This window comes from Xanthomonas sp. AC360 (genome assembly GCF_979258225.1).
In genome coordinates, this window is the sequence record NZ_OZ409846.1 from 4,278,579 (window position 1) to 4,298,684 (window position 20,106).

At 63.8% G+C, this 20,106-nt stretch carries 18 protein-coding genes and 1 pseudogene; 10 read left to right on the forward strand and 9 right to left on the reverse strand.

All coding sequences use genetic code 11. The features are described from left to right. Nucleotides 1-206 precede the first annotated feature (206 nt). The 5 genes from ACZZ0O_RS18340 to ACZZ0O_RS18360 all read right to left on the reverse strand — a co-directional run bounded on the left by ACZZ0O_RS18340 (nucleotide 207) and on the right by ACZZ0O_RS18360 (nucleotide 5,199). Nucleotides 207-965 carry a cytochrome c1 gene (locus ACZZ0O_RS18340; RefSeq protein ID WP_055851883.1) on the reverse strand — a complete coding sequence of 253 codons (759 nt, stop codon included), beginning with the start codon at nucleotides 963-965 and terminating at the stop codon, nucleotides 207-209. Then, the gene (locus ACZZ0O_RS18345) at nucleotides 958-2,217 is read right to left on the reverse strand and encodes a cytochrome b (protein ID WP_055851880.1); all 1,260 of its coding nucleotides are present in this window, start codon (nucleotides 2,215-2,217) and stop codon (nucleotides 958-960) included. Before ACZZ0O_RS18345 ends, ACZZ0O_RS18340 begins: the two co-directional genes overlap by 8 nt. Next, on the reverse strand, nucleotides 2,217-2,861 hold the full coding sequence (petA, locus tag ACZZ0O_RS18350) for a ubiquinol-cytochrome c reductase iron-sulfur subunit (protein ID WP_055851876.1): 645 nt from the start codon (nucleotides 2,859-2,861) through the stop codon (nucleotides 2,217-2,219). The genes ACZZ0O_RS18345 and petA overlap by 1 nt, the downstream gene beginning before the upstream one ends. Nucleotides 2,862-3,227: 366 nt before the next feature. Then, on the reverse strand, nucleotides 3,228-4,184 hold the full coding sequence (locus ACZZ0O_RS18355) for a lytic transglycosylase domain-containing protein (RefSeq protein WP_463591472.1): 957 nt from the start codon (nucleotides 4,182-4,184) through the stop codon (nucleotides 3,228-3,230). 49 nt (nucleotides 4,185-4,233) lie between these two features. Beyond that, the gene (locus ACZZ0O_RS18360) at nucleotides 4,234-5,199 is read right to left on the reverse strand and encodes a helix-turn-helix transcriptional regulator (protein WP_463591473.1); all 966 of its coding nucleotides are present in this window, start codon (nucleotides 5,197-5,199) and stop codon (nucleotides 4,234-4,236) included. Nucleotides 5,200-5,308: 109 nt separating this feature from the next. Here ACZZ0O_RS18360 and ACZZ0O_RS18365 point away from each other — a divergent pair, with 109 nt between their 5' ends. From ACZZ0O_RS18365 to ACZZ0O_RS18405, 9 genes are all read left to right on the forward strand, one after another. Then, entirely contained in the window at nucleotides 5,309-5,929 is a 621-nt protein-coding gene (locus ACZZ0O_RS18365; RefSeq protein WP_463591474.1) for a glutathione S-transferase family protein, read from the forward strand. Nucleotides 5,930-5,993: 64 nt separating this feature from the next. Further along, nucleotides 5,994-7,463 (forward strand): tRNA (N6-isopentenyl adenosine(37)-C2)-methylthiotransferase MiaB, encoded by a 1,470-nt coding sequence (gene miaB, locus ACZZ0O_RS18370; RefSeq protein WP_463591475.1) that lies wholly within the window; start codon nucleotides 5,994-5,996, stop codon nucleotides 7,461-7,463. Nucleotides 7,464-8,152: 689 nt separating this feature from the next. Further along, nucleotides 8,153-9,139: a PhoH family protein gene (locus ACZZ0O_RS18375; protein ID WP_463592489.1), complete on the forward strand. Its 987-nt coding sequence runs from the start codon at nucleotides 8,153-8,155 to the stop codon at nucleotides 9,137-9,139. A gap of 171 nt (nucleotides 9,140-9,310) precedes the next feature. Continuing rightward, nucleotides 9,311-10,183, forward strand: a complete 873-nt coding sequence (locus ACZZ0O_RS18380) for a hypothetical protein (protein ID WP_463591476.1) — start codon at nucleotides 9,311-9,313, stop codon at nucleotides 10,181-10,183. Between the two features lie 55 nt (nucleotides 10,184-10,238). Beyond that, nucleotides 10,239-10,724, forward strand: a complete 486-nt coding sequence (gene ybeY / locus ACZZ0O_RS18385) for an rRNA maturation RNase YbeY (RefSeq protein ID WP_055851860.1) — start codon at nucleotides 10,239-10,241, stop codon at nucleotides 10,722-10,724. Beyond that, entirely contained in the window at nucleotides 10,724-11,242 is a 519-nt protein-coding gene (locus ACZZ0O_RS18390; protein WP_463591477.1) for a hypothetical protein, read from the forward strand. The genes ybeY and ACZZ0O_RS18390 overlap by 1 nt, the downstream gene beginning before the upstream one ends. 95 nt (nucleotides 11,243-11,337) lie before the next feature. Beyond that, entirely contained in the window at nucleotides 11,338-12,216 is an 879-nt protein-coding gene (locus ACZZ0O_RS18395; RefSeq protein ID WP_055852298.1) for an HlyC/CorC family transporter, read from the forward strand. Continuing rightward, nucleotides 12,213-13,478, forward strand: coding sequence for a lipoprotein N-acyltransferase Lnb domain-containing protein (locus ACZZ0O_RS18400; protein ID WP_463591478.1), 1,266 nt, complete (start codon nucleotides 12,213-12,215; stop codon nucleotides 13,476-13,478). The genes ACZZ0O_RS18395 and ACZZ0O_RS18400 overlap by 4 nt, the downstream gene beginning before the upstream one ends. 14 nt (nucleotides 13,479-13,492) lie before the next feature. Continuing rightward, entirely contained in the window at nucleotides 13,493-14,494 is a 1,002-nt protein-coding gene (locus ACZZ0O_RS18405) for a magnesium and cobalt transport protein CorA (RefSeq protein ID WP_115527960.1), read from the forward strand. A 261-nt stretch (nucleotides 14,495-14,755) separates the two neighbouring features. Here ACZZ0O_RS18405 and ACZZ0O_RS18410 read toward each other — a convergent pair. Further along, a pseudogene (locus ACZZ0O_RS18410) lies at nucleotides 14,756-16,121 on the reverse strand (NAD-dependent succinate-semialdehyde dehydrogenase). Between the two features lie 402 nt (nucleotides 16,122-16,523). Between ACZZ0O_RS18410 and ACZZ0O_RS18415 the strand changes: the two are divergent. Further along, the gene (locus tag ACZZ0O_RS18415; protein WP_463591479.1) at nucleotides 16,524-16,799 is read left to right on the forward strand and encodes a hypothetical protein; all 276 of its coding nucleotides are present in this window, start codon (nucleotides 16,524-16,526) and stop codon (nucleotides 16,797-16,799) included. Nucleotides 16,800-16,943: 144 nt separating this feature from the next. On the opposite strand, the gene ACZZ0O_RS18420 is transcribed toward ACZZ0O_RS18415, so the two are convergent. From ACZZ0O_RS18420 to ACZZ0O_RS18430, 3 genes are read right to left on the reverse strand one after another with little or no spacing between them, the layout of a single operon-like run. Continuing rightward, entirely contained in the window at nucleotides 16,944-17,792 is an 849-nt protein-coding gene (locus tag ACZZ0O_RS18420; protein ID WP_055851842.1) for an ABC transporter permease subunit, read from the reverse strand. Beyond that, a complete protein-coding gene (locus ACZZ0O_RS18425) occupies nucleotides 17,789-18,703 on the reverse strand; it encodes an ABC transporter permease subunit (RefSeq protein ID WP_115559015.1) in 915 nt (304 codons plus the stop codon). The genes ACZZ0O_RS18420 and ACZZ0O_RS18425 overlap by 4 nt, the downstream gene beginning before the upstream one ends. After that, entirely contained in the window at nucleotides 18,700-19,830 is a 1,131-nt protein-coding gene (locus ACZZ0O_RS18430; RefSeq protein ID WP_311238636.1) for an ABC transporter ATP-binding protein, read from the reverse strand. The genes ACZZ0O_RS18425 and ACZZ0O_RS18430 overlap by 4 nt, the downstream gene beginning before the upstream one ends. Between the last annotated feature and the right edge of the window lie 276 nt (nucleotides 19,831-20,106).

A 20,106-nucleotide genomic window follows, 5' to 3' on the forward strand; every position in this document is an offset into this window, starting at 1 on the left:
CCAGCAACGATGGGGCGGTCGTGCATGCATCACTAGACAGCCTGCCCTCACCCCTCTCCCGTGGGGAGAGGGGCTTGAGCATATAGGTCAGTGTCCGCGCTTGGCGTCCGCAGCTTGATGCCTTTGCTTGGTACGTGCTTGAGGCATGCGCTTGGTGCAGGCATTAATCGGAGATTACGCCCCGATCAATGCACGTTCCTCAAGTCTCAATGCACATCCTTCCAGTATTCCGTCTTCAGCAAGTACGCGATGAAGGTGAGGAGCGCCAGGAACAGGATCACCCACACACCCATGCTCTGCCGCTTCAATGCGGCCGGTTCGCCGGCGTACTCGAGGAAGTTGGCGATATCGCGCACCGTCTGGTCGAACTCCACCGGGGTCTGACGTCCCGGCTGCCCAAGCTTCAGCGCCTCAACCGGTTTGTCGCCGGTAGCCTTGTCGGGCGGGCCGAATTGCGCTTGCTGCAGGCCTTGCAGCTCCCACAGCGGATTGGGCATGGAGGCGTTGGGGAACAATTGATTGTTCCAGCCCAGCGGGCGGGTCTGATCCAGATAAAACGACTTGAGGTAGGTGTAGACCCAGTCGGTACCGCGTACGCGCGCGATCAAGGTCAGATCCGGCGGTGCCTTGCCGAACCACTTGGTCGCCGCATCGTGCGGCATGGTGCCTTCGATATGCTCGCCGACCTTGGCCCCGGTGAAGTTGAGATTGGCCATGACCTCGGCTTCGCTCAATCCCAGGTCGCTGGCCATGCGCGAGTAGCGCAGGTACTTCAACGAGTGGCAGCCGGAGCAGTAGTTCATGAACAACTGCGCGCCGCGTTGCAGCGATGCGCGGTCGCCCAGATCGTTGCCCGCCTGCTGCACCTTGCCGCCTTCGGCCGCCATTGCGCCTGCGGCCAGGGTCAGGCCACACAGCAGTGCCGCCACGCGCGACTTCCATGACATCACGATGCGCTTAGTCATGGGTCGTCACCCGCTCCGGTACCGGCTTGGTCTTGTCCAGCCGCGTCCACACCGGCATGGTGATGAAGAAGGCGAAATACAGGAAGGTAAGTACACGCCCCACATAGGTTTCGTGCGCATCGGTGCCGGGGCCGGAGCCGATCACGCCCAACCACACGAAGCACACCACCAGCACGCCCAGCGCCACCTTCGATATCCAGCCGCGATAGCGCACCGAGCGCACCTTGGCGCGATCCAGCCACGGCACCAGGAACAGGATGGCGATCGCCGAGAACATCACCAGCACGCCGCCGAGCTTGTTCGGTATCACGCGCAACATCGCGTAGTACGGCGTGTAGTACCAGACCGGCTTGATGTGCTCCGGCGTTACCAGCCGATTGGCCTCGGTAAAGTTGTCGTGCTCCAGAAACAGGCCGCCGAACGCTGGCGCGAAGAAGATGATGAAGGCAGCAATTAGCAGCAAAAAGCCGACGCCAACCAGATCTTTCACCGTGTAATACGGGTGGAACGGGATGCCATCGGCGGGCTTGTGCGCATCCCAGCGATTGCCCTTCGGCCCCTTCTTGATATCCACGCCGTCGGGATTGTTGGAGCCCACTTCGTGCAGCGCGCCGATGTGCAGCACGATCAGCAGCAACAGCACCAGCGGCAGTGCGATCACGTGCAGCGCGAAGAAGCGGTTGAGGGTGGCATCGCCGGGCAGGTAATCGCCCATGATCCACTCCGTCAGCCCGTTGCCGATCACCGGGATGGCGCCGAACAACGAGATGATGACCTTGGCGCCCCAGAACGACATCTGGCCCCATGGCAGCACGTAGCCCATGAAGGCTTCGGCCATCAGCACCAGGTAGATCAGCATGCCCAGAATCCACACCAGCTCGCGCGGCTTCTGGTAGCTGCCGTACATCAACCCGCGGAACATGTGCAGATACACCACGATGAAGAACAGCGAGGCGCCGGTGCTGTGCATGTAGCGGATCAGCCAGCCCCACTCCACGTCGCGCATGATGTATTCGACCGACGCGAACGCTTCGGCTGCGCTGGTCTTGTAGTGCATCGTCAGGAAGATGCCAGTGACGATCTGATTCACCAGCACCACGATGGCCAGCGAGCCGAAGTAGTACCAGAGGTTGAAGTTCTTCGGCGCGTAGTACTCGCTGATGTGCTTGCGGTACGTGGGCATCAACCCGGGCGCGCGTTCGTTGACCCACTCGAACACACCGTTGGCGGTACGAACCAGGATATTGCTCATCAGGCAGCCCCCGTGCTTTTGGTCGACGGACCTGCACCATCCGGATCGACGCCGATCACCAGGGTGTTGTCGTCCACATAGTGATGCGGGGGCACCAGCAGATTGATCGGTGCGGGCACGCCGTCGAAAACGCGGCCGGACATGTCGAAACGCGATTTGTGGCAGGGGCAGAAGTAGCCACCCTTCCACTGCGGGTCGTAGGGCTCGGGCCGGATTTCGGCCACCATTTCCGGTGAGCACCCCAGATGCGTGCACAACCCGACCAGCACCGAGATATCGGACTTGATCGAGCGGTACTCGGGGTTCTTCAGCACGTACTCGGGCTGTTGGTCCTTGTTCTCGGACTTGGGGTCCTTGAGCCGGTCGTCCAACGACGGCAATGCATCGAGCATCGCCTTGGAGCGCTTGACGATCCAGATCGGCTGACCGCGCCATTCCAGGACCAGCCGTTGCCCTTCCTGCAAGGCGCTGATGTCGGCGGTCACAGGTGCACCTGCCAATTTGGCACGTGCACTGGGATTCCACGACTTCACGAATGGAACTGCAACAAATCCTGCTCCGACCGCACCGACCACGGCCGTCGTCGCGGTCAAAAACCGACGACGCCCGATATCAGCAGGTGCGTTAACCCCATCGTTGGCCATCCGGCTCTCCGATCTTAATTAGGTAGCGTGAGGCTGCCAACGGCTGGCGGGGGGTCCAGCCGCGATGAATCGACCGCAGTGTAGCGGAACGCTTAATGCACAGACAATGCAATGTACGCAGTCGGGCATGTGCGATGCAATGGCCGATGTGCGCGGTCGCCTGTCGTGGTGCCTGCGAACCGCGATAACCCATGCGATGGTTGTGACGCAGTACGCGCAGACGGCGCATCGGTGCGAGGGCGCAATGAGGCAGCGGAGGCATCGCTGCGCGTGTGCAGCACTGGCGACCATGCGAACGGCAAGGCCTCATGGAGTCACCACCTCAGCGCTGCCTGCATCTGCAAGTGCCGGGGCGCAGCGCATTGCTCAGTTGGCAGTTGCGCTCTGACCACGATAGCGGCCGGCCAGCAGGCCGACGCGTTGCACGTAGCGCTGGGTCTCGCTGTAGGGCGGCACGCCACCATAGCGATCCACGGCACCCTCGCCGGCGTTGTAACCCGCGGCTGCCAGGGTGAGGTCGCCATTGAAGCGCTTCAGCAACCACGAAAGGTATTGCACGCCACCGCGAATGTTTTGCGATGCGTCATAGGCATCGTTGACGCCGAAGCGGCGTGCGGTACCCGGCATCAATTGCATCAGTCCCTGTGCACCGGCGCGACTGAGCGCCAATGGGTTATAGGCCGACTCGGCATGGATGATGGCGCGCACGATCGCTTCTTCGACCCCGAACTCGCGCGCCGCCGACGCAATCTCCTGCTGGTAGGCCGCAGTGTTGAGCCGGATTGCGCCGAAGTTGACGCCCGGCTTGGCGCCGCAGGCGTAACAGGTCTCGATGAAGCTGTAGTGGATGGTGCGCAGCCCTTCGATGCTGGCCACCTGGCGCGGACGTGCGCTGGTGTAATGGCGCACGCCGTCCTTCATATACGAATAGACCTGCCCGCTGACCACGCGGCGCGGGTTGACCGCGGCAGCCGGCGCGGCGGCGGGCATGATCGATGTCGCACGCTCTGCCACAGCCGCGCGCCGTGGTGGCGGGCTGATGATCGTAGCGGGCGCGCCACTGTCGATACTGGCGATGGGACGGGCCAGACCGCTGGACCCTGCCGACGCCGGGTATACAGGCGAAGGCGAAGATGGCGGACGGCGGGCCGAGCGGTCGGGGGTATAGCTGCTGATGACGCTACAGGTGGCGCCGCTCTGGCGCTTGCTCAGGTAGCTGGTGATGCCGTCGCCGCTGACGCACTTGTATAGCGTGCCGGCGCTGACCGGCGCAGCCGACAACGTGACAAGCAACAGCCCCAGCAATCTTGACATCCCCTTCATGCGGCGGAGTGTCCCAGCTTGCCCCGGGCTTGCCAAGAGGCGGCAATACTCAGGCCGACGGCCGGTGCAGTCGTGTCCGCAATGCATCCAGCGCATCGACCAGCGGTTGCCGCAGGGCGTCCGGCGCAATCGCCTCGAACGGCAGCTCCAGCAACAGCAGATTGGCGGCAAGCGCCGGCATGCTCGGCGCGCCCAGCCCAAGCCAGCAATGGCCTGCCCCGTCTGCCTCCAGCGCGCCCAGCCAGGGTGGAACCTGCGCGGCCAACGCCTCCAGCGTCCCGGGCAGGCGCACCCTCACCCGACAGGGGAACGGCGCTTCGCCGATGGCGTTGCGCAGCAACTGCAGCGGCTCATCCGGCAGCGCACGTGCGCCGAACCGGGCCCCGGTAAAGACCGCCAGATCGATGCGATCTGCGCGCAGCGTGCGCCAATCCTGGCGTTCGCAATCCCAGGCCAGCAGGTACCAGCGCCGACCGTAGTTGACCAACAGCGCTGGCTCGACGCAGCGGGTGATGGCCACGCCGGAGTGACGTCGATAGTCCAACCGCAGCGTGTTGCGGTCGCGGCAGGCGCTGGCAAGCTGCGCCAGCAAGGCCGCATCTACCAGGGTGCCCGCCTCGGCAATCGGCATGCTCGCCATGGCGGCGTGTGCGGCGCTGGCACGTTGACCGCTCCGCCGTGGCAGCAGCGGGTCCAGCTTCGCCAGCACGCGAGCCGCCGCCGCATCCATGCCGGCGATGGCCGGGGCGGCCGCGCGTAGGGCGATCGCCACGGTCAGGGCCTCTTCTTCTTCGAACAGCAGCGGCAAGGCCGCCGCACCCTGCCCCAGCCGGTAACCGCCACCGGATCCCGGCGCCGCATGCACCGGATAGCCAAGCTCGCGCAGTCGCTCGATATCGCGCCGCAGGCTGCGCGGGTGCACCTCCAGGCGCTCGGCCAGTGCAGCGCCCGGCCAGCTGCGGCCACCTTGCAGCAAGGAAAGCAGTCGCAACAGACGGGCAGCGGTCGAAGCCATGGCGAGACGGTATTGCGGACAGAAACTGTCCGCAAGGCCCCCTTAGGATCGTCATATCAGCAATGACCTCTAACCCACCTCACCACCAGCTGCTCTCAAGGAACCCACCATGTCCGCCGACCGCCACATCACCCTGTTCCACAATCCCCGCTCACGCTCACGCGGTGTCCTGGTGCTGCTGGAAGAGCTGGGCGCCAGCTACACCCTGCAGATCATCGATCTGGAAAAGGAGCAGCAGCTTGCGCCGGAGTTCCTCGCGATCAACCCAATGGGCAAGATCCCGACGATCGTGCACGGCGACAGCGTGGTCACCGAACAAGGCGCCATCTATCAATACCTGGCCGAGCTCTACCCGGAAGCCGGCCTGTCGCCTGCGCCGAGCGACGCCGAACGCGGCGCCTACCTGCGCTGGTTGGCGTTCTATGGCGCGGCATTCGAACCGGCAATCGTCGACCTTGCGCTCAAGCGCTCGCCCCCACCGCGCTCGCTCTCGCCCTATGCCGACTCCGACACCGTACTGAACGTGGTCTACGCACAGCTGGCGCAAGGCGACTACCTGCTGGGCACGCGCTGCAGCGCAGCCGACGTGCTGTGGGGCGGCGCATTGGCCTGGATGGTGCAATTCGGCATGATCGACCCGCCGGCCCCGACCCGCGCCTACATCGCACGGATGGCCGAGCGCCCGGCAGTCGCGCGCGCAACCGGCGTCGACGCGCAGGCAGCAAGCTAGGAGCGCAAGCGCTGCCGTGAGCGGGTAAACTGTCCGGCTATCTCACCCGCCTGGAATAAGCGCCATGCCCGGGACATCCGTTTCCGATCTGTCCGCGGCACCCGCCGTGGACGCCCCTGCCCTGCTGCCGTTGCCGGTCGCCCGCCCTGCGGCACCCGCCGTGGTGCGTGGCAAGCTGTACATCAAGACTCACGGTTGCCAGATGAACGAGTACGACTCGGCCAAGATGGCCGACGTGCTTGCCGCGTCCGAAGGGCTGGAGCTGACCGACAACCCTGAAGACGCCGACGTGGTGCTGGTCAACACCTGCTCCATTCGCGAGAAGGCGCAGGAAAAGGTGTTCAGCCAATTGGGCCGCTGGCGCTTGCTCAAGGAAAACCGTGCCAAGGCCGGCGGCACGCCGGTGATTATCGGCGTGGGCGGTTGCGTGGCCTCGCAGGAAGGCGAAGCCATCGTCAAGCGCGCGCCGTACGTGGATCTGGTGTTCGGGCCGCAGACCTTGCATCGCCTGCCGGAACTGATCCGTGCACGGCGCCAGTCCGGCAAGTCGCAAGTGGACATCAGCTTCCCGGAAATCGAGAAGTTCGATCGCCTGCCCGAACCGCGCGCCGATGGTCCATCGGCGTTCGTATCGATCATGGAAGGCTGCTCCAAGTACTGCTCGTTCTGCGTGGTGCCTTACACGCGCGGCGAAGAAGTCAGCCGCCCGTTCGAGGACGTGCTGGTGGAAGTGGCGCAACTGGCGGCGCAAGGCGTGCGCGAGATCAACCTGCTCGGCCAGAACGTCAACGCGTATCGCGGTGCGTATGGCGCCGATGCCGGCGAGGCGGCGCAGTACGCCGATCTGGGCCTGTTGATCCGCACCATCGCGCAGATCGAGGGCATTGGCCGCATCCGCTTCACCACCTCGCATCCGCTGGAATTTTCCGACTCGCTGGTGGATGCGTATCGCGACGTGCCGCAGCTGGCCAACTATCTGCATCTGCCGGTGCAGGCAGGCAGCGACCGCATTCTGTCGGCGATGAAGCGCGGTTACACCGCGCTGGAATTCAAATCCAAGATCCGCAAGCTGCGCGCGGTGCGCCCGGACATTTCGATCAGCTCGGACTTCATCGTCGGCTTTCCCGGCGAGACCGAAGCGGATTTTGAAAAGACCATGAAGTTGATCGAGGACGTCGGCTTCGATCAGAGCTTTTCGTTCGTGTATTCGCGTCGCCCCGGCACGCCGGCTGCGGACCTGGAAGACGACACGCCCGATGCGGTCAAGCAGGCGCGTTTGGCGCGCTTGCAGGCACACATCAGCGCGCATGCGGCGACCATCTCGCAGTCCATGGTCGGCAGCGTGCAGCGGGTGCTGGTGGAAGGCCCATCGCGCCGCGATCCGAACGAGCTGACCGGCAAGAGCGAGAACATGCGACCGGTGAATTTCCCGGGAAATCCGCGTCTGATCGGGCAGTTTGTGGATGTGTTGATCACCGAGGCGATGAGCAATTCGCTACGTGGTCGCATCCAACTGGACGACAGCACCAGCTGACATACGCGCCGCAGTTGTGCGGCGCTGCGTCGAGACAGTCTTTGCAGCGAACACACATCGCGTGTGCGCTGCACGCGTGATGCCGTGTCGGCACACCACCACTGAAAGATCGATGCAAGCTGCCAGCCGCATTGCCTGCTGGCGCGTGTGCTGGATTAGGCGGCGCACGTGCTGGCGCGCGTGACTCCTGCTTCGCCTCTATGCAGTGGACTCGCTGCTTAGCGTTCTCGTGGGCGATGCGCGAGATGCATAGCCGCGTTGCCGGAGGCGATGTCGCCACCTGCTCGTGCATCCGGCGATGTGTCGCAGAGCGGCCACATCGCTGCACGCAGCATTCCACCGCATCCGCTGCAGTGGTCAAAAATTCACCACACTGCTGCAACACCTTGCAGCACAAGGCGTGGTGACACTTACCCACAGGCTTTGCCGAATTCGATCCACACCGCGTGTGGACAACCTCGCATGCACTGGTGATTTTTTCACCACACAGCTCCCAGACCTTGTGCCAGTAAGGCTGACGCAATCTATCCACAGGTTAGTGATGCGTGACTCCACAGCGCTTGTGGAAAACTGCCTGCACGCGCAGCGGCTATCGCTGACGCCACCGGGTTTGTTGGTGGGATCACATGCTGCGCGCTACCCTCATCTGCCGCCCTACCGACGCCGCACGCGCGCTGTCCGACCCCACCATGAACTCACCTGCCTACCGCGATTTCACCCTGGAACCCGACGACACCGAGCGCCTGGCCAATCTGGCCGGCCCGTTCGACGCGCACCTGCGCCAGATCGAACTCAAACTTGGCGTCGAGATCGCCAACCGCGGCAACATTTTCCGTATCACCGGCCCGGAGCCGGCAGTCACCGCCGCGCAGACATTGTTGACTGCGCTGTATGACGAAGCCGCCTCGACCACCTTCGATAACCATGCGATCCACTTGCGCTTGACCGATGCCAATGTCGAGCATGTGGCAGACCGTGCTTATCAAGCGCAGGACGTAGCGATCAAGGTCAAGCGCGGTACCGTGCGCGGCCGCGGCGCCAACCAGGCCAAGTACCTGCATGCGATCGCCACGCACGACATCAATTTCGGCATCGGCCCGGCCGGCACCGGCAAGACCTTCCTGGCAGTGGCCAGCGCGGTGGAAGCCTTGAACGAATCGCGCGTGCAGCGGCTGATCCTGGTGCGCCCAGCGGTGGAGGCCGGCGAAAAGCTCGGCTTCCTGCCAGGCGACCTCAGCCAGAAAGTGGACCCGTACCTGCGACCGCTGTACGACGCGCTGTACGAGATGCTGGGTGTGGAAAAGGTGGTCAAGCTGCTGGAAAAGAACGTCATCGAAATCGCCCCGCTGGCCTATATGCGCGGCCGCACGCTCAACGATGCCTACGTGATCCTGGACGAGGCGCAGAACACCACCATCGAACAGATGAAGATGTTCCTGACCCGCCTGGGCTTTGGCTCCACCGCCGTGGTCACCGGCGACCTGACCCAGATCGACCTGCCCAAGCACGTCAAATCCGGCCTGCGCGATGCGATCGAGGTGCTGCACGATGTGGAAGTCGCCAGCTTCACGTTCTTCGAAGCACGCGACGTGGTGCGGCATCCGTTGGTGGCGCGTATTGTCAAGGCTTATGAAAAGCGCGACCTAGTCGAAAAGCCTGCCGAACCTGCGGCATGACGGTGTAACGATGGCGCCCTGCTAAGCGGGGCTTGGTGCAAATTTAGGACAAACCAGAAACTGCGGAAATTCTCGGCGTGGTCATGATGCCGCCGTAGCGCGGATCTGCCCGCGCCAATCCGCAGCGCTACAGCGTTACACTTGGGACAACGCTCTGCACAGGAAGTGCGCATGGTCGGCTATCGCGTCTTGTTCTCTGTCTGCCTCTTGGGTCTTGCGCCGGTTGCGTTGCCAGCCGCAGCGGAGAATGCCGGTGCATCCTCCCGCGCTTACATCGAAACCAGTTATCTGGCCGCACCGAGGAATATTGGCCCATTCAGGCTCGCCCGCAGTTCCTACAACCCGGCCGCCAGGGTTTCGGGCGCCGGGTTTCATTACACGATGGCCGACCATTCGGAATTGAACATCGATGTCTTCGTGTATCCGGCCGGGCAACGTGATCAAGCCGAAGCCATCAAGCACGCCATGACCGCCTTCCGCCAGGATCTTGCCGCAGCGCGTACGCAAGGCACCTATTCACGGCTGGACGAGCTGGACCAGACCAGGTTCATCTTGACAAGCGACGATGCCCCGACTCACACCCCGGCTAACGCGGTAGATGCCCAGGTGATTGCGGCCATTGCCGATGCCGAGCGAATCGTTGGAGAAAAGTTGAGACTCAGCATGGACTTGTCGTCGTCCGGCATGCCGCTGCTTTCCACAGGCTATCTGTTCTACAAGCAGCTCTACTACGTCAAGGTACGGGTATCGGCAGCGCAGCGAGCCATCGCGCAACCCGACTTTGATGCGCTCGCCGACCAGGCCGCACGTGCGCTCGTACCGGCAGTGAAGGTGACCAACATCGGCGGATGCGCGGACCTGACCATCCACCTCGACGCCAAGGCCAAGCCCGAGCAAGGCGCCGTGGACATGACGCGCCAGCTCAAGGCGCATCTAGGCTTCAATTGCTACACGTCGACCAAGCAGGCTGGCATCGAAGATTTGGTAAAAGCAGCCGAGGTGATCGAAATCGCCTACAGCGCCGGTGACTGGAAGTCGCAGTGAGGCAGCACTCGCGCGATACTGTCACCTCTGTCTGATCTGACTTGCTGGTGTTCCCATGACCAAAGGACCCGTCCGCCTCGACGTTGCCGTCAGTTACGCGCTCCCGCGCGCCGGCCTGCCGTCGGCGGTAAGTTTTCGCAAATGGGTGGCCGCTGCGCTGAAGGGCCGCATCCGCGAGGCCGACCTGGCGGTGCGCGTGGTCGACGAGAAGGAAGGCTGCTCGCTCAACCATCATTACCGCGGCAAGGACTACGCCACCAACGTGCTGAGCTTTCCGGCCGAGCTGCCAGAAGGCCTGCCTAAGGGCATCAAGATGCCGCTGCTCGGCGATCTGGTGATCTGCGCGCCGGTGGTGGCACGCGAGGCGGCCGAACAGGGCAAATCGCTGGCGTCGCATTACGCGCATCTCACCGTGCATGGCACCTTGCATCTGCTGGGCTGGGACCACGAAGACGACAAGGAAGCCGACGCCATGGAGCAACTGGAGCGAGAAATCCTGGCCGACCTGGGCATCGACGACCCGTATGCGGGGGAGCGCTGATGCGCGCGTGGTTTGCCCTGACCTGCCTGCTGCTGAGCCCGTCAGCGGTTCTGGCACAGACCGCACCGGTGCGCCCGGACCTGCCGGCGTTGATCGAATGCCGGCAGCGCATTGGCGACTTCAACGCCCTGACGCCGGTACTGGCCGACCCGCTCAAGGCGGTCGCGCTGGGCTGGACGCCGCTGGAGCAATCCAACCTGTTCATGACCGAATACACGCTCAACACGCCAATCACTGTGTTCGGCCACAGCACTACGCATATCGCGTTTTCCGGCGCCAGCGTCATGGCGATCCTGGACCTGCCCGACCCGCGCCCGCTGGCCAAGCAGCTGGACCTGGAACTGGGCGTGGATAACGCCGAAAAGGTCATGTACGGCCGCGAGCTGGTCAGCGAAGACACCACCAGCCCGAAGACCGGCGAGGCGATGATCGAGTCGGTCGTGCTCAGCGTGACCAACGTCAAATCGCATCCGGGCAAGACCGTGGTCGGCTGCGGCTACAGCCTGGACCTGCCCTGAAACCCGGCACCCGGCAGCGCATCCACAGCGGCTTGCCGGCTTCCTGCTAGACTGCGACCTATCGCCTGGTCTGCCGGGTGCCCTTCCCCGTCATGATGTCCGAAGACGACAGTAGCCACACCTCAGAAAACCCCGAAAAACGCCGCAGCTGGCTCGAACGCCTGAGCGCGGCCTTCTCTGGCGAACCCCATACCCGCGACGAACTGGTCGCCTTGCTGCGGACCGCCGAACAAGACGGTCTCATCGCCGCAGACACCCTGCGCATGATGGAAGGCGCGATCTCCGTGTCCGAGCTCACCGTGGGCGACGTGATGATTTCGCGCTCGCAAATGGTGTCGCTGCCGGTGGAAGCGCGCTTCATCGACCTGATGAAGCAGGTGGTCGAATCCGGCCATTCGCGCTTCCCTGTGCACGGCGAAAACAAGGACGAAGTGCTCGGCATCCTGCTGGCCAAGGACCTGTTGCGCGGCGTAGTCGCCGATAACGGGCCCGGCAATGTGCGCGAGCTGTTGCGCCCGGCGGTGCTGATCCCCGAGTCCAAGAAGCTCAACGTGCTGCTCAAGGAATTCCGCCTGTCGCGCAACCACATGGCGATTGTGGTGGACGAGTACGGCGGCGTCGCTGGCGTGGTCACCATCGAAGACGTGCTGGAGCAGATCGTTGGCCAGATCGACGACGAGCACGACGATGCCGAAGAAGAAAATTCGCTGATCGCGATCCAGGCGGATGGCCGCTACGTGGTCGATGCGCTGACGCCGATCGAGGACTTCAACGAACGCTTCGGCGCCGAATTCCCAGATGACGAGTACGACACCGTGGGTGGGCTGGTCACCGATGCGATCGGGCACCTGCCGGAGACCGGCGAAGAGTTGACGTTGGGCAGGTTTGCGTTCCGCGTGGCCAAGGCCGACACGCGCCGTGTACATGCCTTCCACGTCACCATCCTGCCGCCCGACCCGCAGGACGACGCTTGAACCTCGCGCGCCGTCACGCCACGGTGCGATGCAGCCGTGGTGGCTGGCAATGGATCGCGTCCTGGGCGCTGCTCCTGCTGACGCTGCTGGTGGCGCCACTTGCGTCGGCCCAGGGTACGCAGGCTGCTGCCCCGGCTAGCACACCGCCACCGCGCGTCGGCGTGGTCACCATGCAGCCGGGCGAAGTGTTCTTCGAGCGCTTCGGGCATGACGCCATCGTGGTGGTCGACCCGCTCACTCAGCGGGCAACCTCGTACAACTTCGGCTTCTTCGATCCGAGCGAGCCGGACTTCGTGCCGCGCTTCACCCGCGGCGAAATGATGTATTACCTGGTGGCGTTGCCGCTGGAAGAAGACTTGTCGCAGTACCGCGACGTTGGCCGCGGCGTCAGTGTGCAGTGGCTGGATCTGCCGCCCGAGCAGGCGCGCGCGCTTGCCGATGGCCTGGCGGTCCGCAGCCGGCCCGAAAACGCCCGCTATCACTACGATTATTTCGAAGCCAACTGCGCCACCATGGTGCGCGACACCCTGGACCGTGCCATGGGCGGCGGTTTGAAATCGCAGCTGGCTGGCCGCTCGCGCGGCAATACCTTCCGCAGCGAAGCGGTGCGCCTGGCCTCCCCTGCCCCGTGGATGTGGCTGGGCTTCGACCTGGGGCTGGGGCCGTACGCAGACCGCTCGCTGTCGCGTTGGGAAGAAGCGTTCGTACCGATGCGGCTGGCCGACAGCCTGACCCAGGTACACAACAGCGCCGGCCGCCCCTTGGTGCAAGCCACGCAGGTACTGCTGCCGCACCGCATCGCCCCGGAACCTGCCGACCAGCAACGCCATTGGTGGCCGTGGTTGCTGGTCGGCCTGGCGCTTGCAGCCGGCGTGCTGGCACTGCGCCGCAAACCGCGCTTACTGGCCGGCCTTGCGCTGCCGTTTTGGTTGCTGTGCGCCATCGGCGGCGGCCTGCTGGTGTACCTGTGGGGCTTTACCGCGCACCAGTCCGCCTGGGCCAACCGCAATCTGCTGCTGGTCAATCCGCTGTGCGTGCTGCTGTTGATCGGCGGCATACAGTTGCTGCGTGGTCGCCGGCCCGGACGCTGGTTCGATGTGCTGCGCTGGGTGGTGGCCGCAGGGGCCTTGCTGGCCATGGTGATTCACTGGCTCTCGTTCCAGGCGCAATACAACCTGCAATGGGTAATGCTGCTGTTGCCGGTCCACGCCGCGCTCGCGATCGCTCTGCAACCGCGCGACTTGCCGCTGCGTCAGCGCTGATCCAGGATGCGCGCATGAACAACCACGGTCGCCATCCGGACAACCCGTCCTGCGTCATCACCTGCGCGTACTACGACGGTGACGGCAAGCGGCACGACATCAGCCTGGAGCAGATCAGCGACGTGCTGGAGCGCCCGGATGGCTTCGTCTGGGTCGGCTTGTACGAGCCGCAGGAATCGGTGCTGCACAAGTTGCGGGACGAGTTCGGCTTGCATGATCTGGCTATCGAGGACGCGCTCAAGGCGCACCAACGCCCCAAGGCCGAGAGCTACGGCAATTCGTTGTTTGTGGTGGTCAATACCGCGCAACTGGTCAACGAACGCATCCGCTACGGCGAGACGCATGCGTTCCTCGGCGCACGTTTTCTGCTGACCGTGCGCCACGGCGCGTCGCTGTCCTACACGCCGGTCCGCCATCGGGTGGAACGCGAGCCGGCGATGCTGCGCAAGGGCGCGTCGTTCTGTCTGTATGGCGTGCTGGACTTTGTGGTCGACAACTACCTGCCGATCATGGACGAGTTTCGCGACACGCTGGAAGGCCTAGAAAAAGACATTTTTGCCGACAATTACAAGCGCGAAACCGTGGTGCGCCTGTATGAGCTCAAGCGCGAACTCAACAAGATGCGTCTGGTGGTCGCCCCGTTACAGGACGTGCTGTCGCACCTCAAGCGCAATCCGGGCGCGTTGATCCATGACGAGGTCGGCATCTACCTGCGCGACGTGCTCGATCACGCCGTGCGCATCAACGACGCCATCGACACCTTGCGCGAGATGCTGGGCACCGCCTTGAGCGTCAACCTGTCGATGGTGACGCTGGCGCAGGGCGAAACCGTCAAGCGCCTGGGCGCCTGGGCCGCCCTGCTCGCCGCACCGACCCTGATCACCAGCTGGTACGGCATGAACTTCAGCCACATGCCAGAACTCGACAAACCCTACGCCTACCCCTTACTGGTGGGCGGTGTGGTGGCCTCGTGCCTGGTGCTATATCGCCTGTTCAAGCGCGCGCGGTGGCTGTAGGGCGGGGATTTGGGATTGGGGATTGGTTGGAGCGGGTTTGCTGGTTGCTGATCCAGCTTGAGTGATGGTTGAATTTGATCGCTGTTGCGTTTGATCGTTTGATCAAGACTGTTTGATGGCTGGTGGTTTCCGTTGGCGCACTGGCTAGCCAAACAGCACCTGATGCGTACCCTCATCCGCCCTTCGGGCACCTTCTCCCGATGGGAGAAGGAAGCGCCGTTGCTTGACGAATCCCTACTCCCGAATCCCCACTCCCGGCACTCAAGCCACATAGATCGTCTTGATATTCATGAACTCGTGGATGCCGTGATCGGCGAGTTCGCGGCCAAATCCTGAGCGCTTGATGCCACCGAATGGCAGCCGCACATCGCTCTTGACCACCGAATTGACGAAGGCTGCGCCGCACTGCAGTTGCTGCGCGACGCGCTCGCCGCGCTTGGCGTCTGCGGTCCACACACTGCCGCCCAAGCCGAAGGTGGTGTCGTTGGCCAGCACGTACCGCTTCGGCTTCGTCGGCCACACGAATGATCGAGGCCACCGGGCCGAAGAATTCTTCGTCGTACGCCGGCATGCCGGGGGCGACCTGGTCGAGGATCGTGGCCGGGTAGCCGGCATGCGAGCCCGGCACCGGTGCGCCGCCCAGCAATACCTTCGCTCCCTTCGCCACGCTGGCCTGCACCTGCTTGTGCAATTCGTCGCGCAAATCGGCGCGTGCCATCGGTGCGAGCGTGGTGCTTTCCTGTTGCGGGTCGCCGACCACGCGCTCGGCGGCGGCGGCAACAAAGCGTTCGATGAATTGGTCGGCGATGGCATCGACCACGATGAAGCGCTTGGCAGCGATGCAGGTCTGCCCGCTATTGTCGAAGCGCGACTGCACCGCCGATTGCACGGTGTGCTCAAGATCGGCGTCTTCCAGCACCACGAAGGCGTCACTGCCGCCCAACTCCATCACGCACTTCTTCAGTTGATCGCCGGCATTGGCGGCCAGCGAGCGGCCGGCACGTTCGCTGCCGGTCAGCGTCACTGCAACAATGCGGTCATCGCGCAGCACATCGGCGGCCTGGTCGTTGTCGATATGCAGCACGTCGAAAACGCCCGGCGGAATGCCGGCAGCATCGAGCACGTCTTTCATCGCATCGGCGCAGCGCGGCACATTGCTGGCGTGCTTGAGCAGCGCCACATTGCCGGCCATCAGGCCCGGCGCGAGAAAGCGAAACGCCTGCCACAGCGGGAAATTCCACGGCATCACCGCAAACACGCAGCCCAGCGGTTCATAGCGCACGTAGCTGGACTGTGCCTCGGTTGGAATCTCGCGCGGCGCCAGGTACTCGGCAGCATGGTCGGCGTAATACGCGCAGGCCTGCGCGCACTTGTCGACCTCGGCCAGCGCTTCGCGGCGCAGCTTGCCCATCTCGGCGGTCATGATGCGCTGCAGGTCGTCGCGCCGTTTGGTCAACTCTTCGCCGACCCGGCGCAGCAAGGCGCCGCGCTCGGCCAAGGGCAGTGCTGCCCACTGCGGAAACGCCTTGGCGGAAGCGGCCAAGCGCGCCTCGATGGCGGCAGCGTCCAGCGTCTGCTGCGTATGTTCGACCTGGCCGTTGGCCGGGTTGACGGTGTCGTAGGACATGACGGTCTCCAGTTGCAAGACGCCCAATGCTAGTCGCCGGGAAGTTGCAGCCGCGTCACAACCACTGCAAATTGCTGCAACGCTGTGTTTACCCGCACCGCGACGCAATGCCGCACCTTCACCGCACAGCTCTCTGATCAATGACCGCTGGGATCACGCTCCCAGACGAGGTACCGAAAGCAGCCTTGCCCTGTTCAGACGGTCCAACCGCGCATTGCTCTAGCATTGCGCGGCGGCAGATTCATCCATCCATGGAAGACCACCACGATGCGCCGGAATCTCATTGCTCTCGTTGTACTTGGCACCAGTGCGTGCCTGCCGGGATGTGCCGTCCTCCAGGACCTCTTGCGTGGCCCGCGGCCCGGACCGGCCGGGTTTGTCACCGTACGCTGCAACAGCCTGATGCCCGATCCCGCGCAACCCTGCGAGGACGAGGCACTGCATGCGTGCTCGGACACTGCCATCCGCCAACTGATCACCGCGCAGTCGTCGCCGAACATGGTCACGATCTTTCCCGATAAGCGAAAGTCCAAGGACGACAGCAAGGACAACCGCAAGGACCGCGCCGATGAACAACCTAGAGTCGAGCAACACGGCTACGACATCAGGGCCGAGTATCAGTGCTACCTGACCAAGCCGCAGCCCTGGGACAACGGGTACACGCCTCCGGCCAGGTAGCCGCCGCGGCTCCTACTGGTGTGCCCAGCGTCCGGCGGCCGTCGTATCCGTCGTATCCGTCGTACACGTCGGTGGCTTGAGCGTTCGCACCTGTCTGATGGCCGCTTGCTGCAGTTCATTGGCCACACTAACGCGGGCACCTGCTCAGGGAGCAGCTTGCAGCGCCAGTTGCTGATCGCGCAGACGGCGTTTTTCGCTGCGTGCCAGCAGCCACCACCCGATCACCGCGGCGACCGACACCGCCAGCACCATCACTGTGGCCAGTGCGTTGATCTTGGGGCTGATGCCCAGCCGCACCGATGCGAACACCTTGATCGGCAACGTGGTGGAACTCGGCCCGGCCAGGAAGCTGGCAATCACTACATCGTCCAGCGACAGGGTAAAGGCGAGCAGCCACCCCGATGCGAGTGCCGGCGCGATGATCGGCAAGGTGATCAGGAAGAACACCTTCAGCGGCGTGGCTCCCAGATCCATCGCAGCTTCTTCCAGCGAGCGGTCCAGCTCCTGCAGGCGCGAGGAAATCACCACGGTGACAAACGATACGGTGAAGGTGACATGCGCGACCCAGATCGCCACTGCCCCGCGCGGTGCGATGCCGAGCACGCCGCCCATCGAGACCAGCAACAGCAGGATGGACAAGCCGATGATCACCTCCGGCATCACCAGCGGTGCGGTGATCAGCGCACCGAATAGCGTTTTGCCGGGAAACCGCCGCATGCGCACCATCGCCATCGCGGCCATCGTGCCCAGCACCATCGACGCGCAGGCGGTCCAGAACGCAACTTCCAGACTGACCCAGGCTGCCTCCAGCAATTGCCGGTCGCGCAGCAACTCGCCATACCAACGCGTCGAAAACCCGCCCCACACCGTGGCCAGACGCGAGGCGTTGAACGAGTACACCATCAGCAAGAGGATCGGCAGATACAAAAACCCGAACCCCAGCGCGAGCACACTGCCGCCCAGCACGCGCCCACCGCGCGAGGCGCGCATCATGTCAGCCGCCCTTCCAGCTCGCGCTGCTGGTAACGGTGGAAGATCACGATCGGCACCAGCAACAACACCAGCATGACCGTGGCCACGGCAGCGGCCACCGGCCAATCGCGATTATTGAAGAACTCGCCCCACAGCACGCGACCGATCATCAAGGTGTTGGGGCCGCCCAGCATTTCCGGAATCACAAACTCGCCCACCGCCGGGATCATCACCAGCATGCAGCCGGCCACGATGCCGTTACGCGACAGCGGCAGGGTGATGCGCACAAACGCTTGCCACGGACGCGCGCCCAGATCGTAGGCTGCTTCCAGCAAGCGGTTGTCGTGCTTGACCAGATTGGCGTACAGCGGCAACACCATGAAGGGCAGATAGCAGTAGACGATGCCGATATAGGCGGCGACGGGCGTGTACAGCAACTGCAACGGCTGCTTGATCACGCCCAGCGCCAGCAGCGCCTGATTGAGCAGGCCGTTGCCGTCGAGAATGCCGATCCACGCGTATACACGAATCAAGAACGAGGTCCACGATGGCAGCACCACCAGCATCATCGCCACGTTGCGGGTAGCCGACGGCAAGCGTGCGATCACATACGCCATCGGGTAGCCGATCAACAACGCCAGTGCGGTGGAGATCGCCGCGATCTTGATCGAGCTCAGGTACGCGGCCACGTACTGGCTGTCGCGCAGCAGCGCCAGATAATTGCCCAGATGCAGCTTTACGCTGACGGCGCCATCGGCCGCAGATGCGAACAGCGGCGTGTATGGCGGCATCGCGATGGCGCGCTCGGCAAACGAAATCTTCAGCACGATCAGGAACGGGATCGCGAAGAACACCAGCAACCACAGGTACGGTGCAGCGATCACGCCCCAACGCGCACCCGGCAAGCCGCGACGGAAAAGACGCGGCCTCATGCGGTGAGCACCACGCCGTCGTCCTCGCCCCAACCCACCCACACCGCATCGCCCCAGGTCAGCGCTTCGCTGGCCCAGCGCTGGCGATTGGCAAAGTTGGCCATCAGCTTGACCCCGCTGGGCAGCCGCACGTGGTAGACCGAATGGCTGCCGAAATAGGCGATGTCTTCGATCACGCCCTGCGCCTTGTTGCAGGCCTGCGTGGGTTCGTCCTTGCCGATGGCGAGTTTTTCCGGACGCAGCGCAAACGCCACCGCTTGGCCTTCGAAGCCGGTGATGCCGTGGCCGATACGGATAGGGGCGTCGAAGGCCGGCGTCTTCAGCGTGACGTAATCGGGCGCGTCTTCGGCGATGACGGCATCGATCAGATTGACCGAGCCGATGAATTCGGCGGCGAAACGGTTGGCCGGTTGTTCGTAGATTTCATCGGGCGTGCCGACCTGCTGGATCCAGCCCTGATCCATCAGCGCGATGCGCGTGGCCATGGTCATCGCCTCCTCCTGGTCGTGGGTGACCATCACGCAGGTGACGCCGGAGGTTTCGATGATGTTGACCAGTTCCAGCTGCATCTGCGAGCGCAGCTTCTTGTCAAGCGCGCCCATCGGTTCGTCCAGCAGCAGCAGTTTGGGCCGCTTGGCCAGCGAGCGCGCCAGCGCGACACGCTGCTGCTGGCCGCCGGAGAGCTGATGCGGCTTGCGCCTGGCCAACGCGCCCAGCTGCACCAGCTCCAGCATCTCGCCGACGCGGGTGGCGATGGCGGCCTTCGACAAGCCCTCCTGCTTCAGCCCGAAAGCGATGTTCTGCTCCACGCTCATATGCGGAAACAACGCGTAGGACTGGAACATCATGTTGATCGGGCGCTCGTACGGCGGCAGCGCGTCGATCGGCTGGCCATCGAGTGTGATGCGCCCCTTGGTGGGTCGCTCGAAGCCGGCCAGACAGCGCAGCAAGGTGGATTTGCCGCTGCCCGACCCGCCCAGCAGCGCAAAGATTTCGCCCTTGCGGATCTGCAGGCTGACATCGTCGACCGCGACAAAGCCATCGAATTCCTTACGGACCTCGCTGATGGACAGGTAGCCGGCATCCGCAGGGGTGGACAGGGGCGGCAAGGCGTCGGTCAGTGACATGGTTCCTCTCGATGACGGCAAACGCAGGCGCCGGGGGTAGAGCCTGCGCGCCATGATGGCAAAAGCATGTATCGACTGTCGGGCACTTACAGGTCTGCGCGTCTGCGCGTCTGCGCGTCTGCGCGTCTGCGCGTCTGCGGCTGAGAGTGACGATCAAGCGGCATTGCGGCAAGTGCCCGTGACTGCATCAGTGGCGACTTGCTTCGATTGGAGAAGAAATCGCCGGGCAATACCAGCCAATCAAGCGGGGCCAACGCTAGACGAGCAGCTAACAAA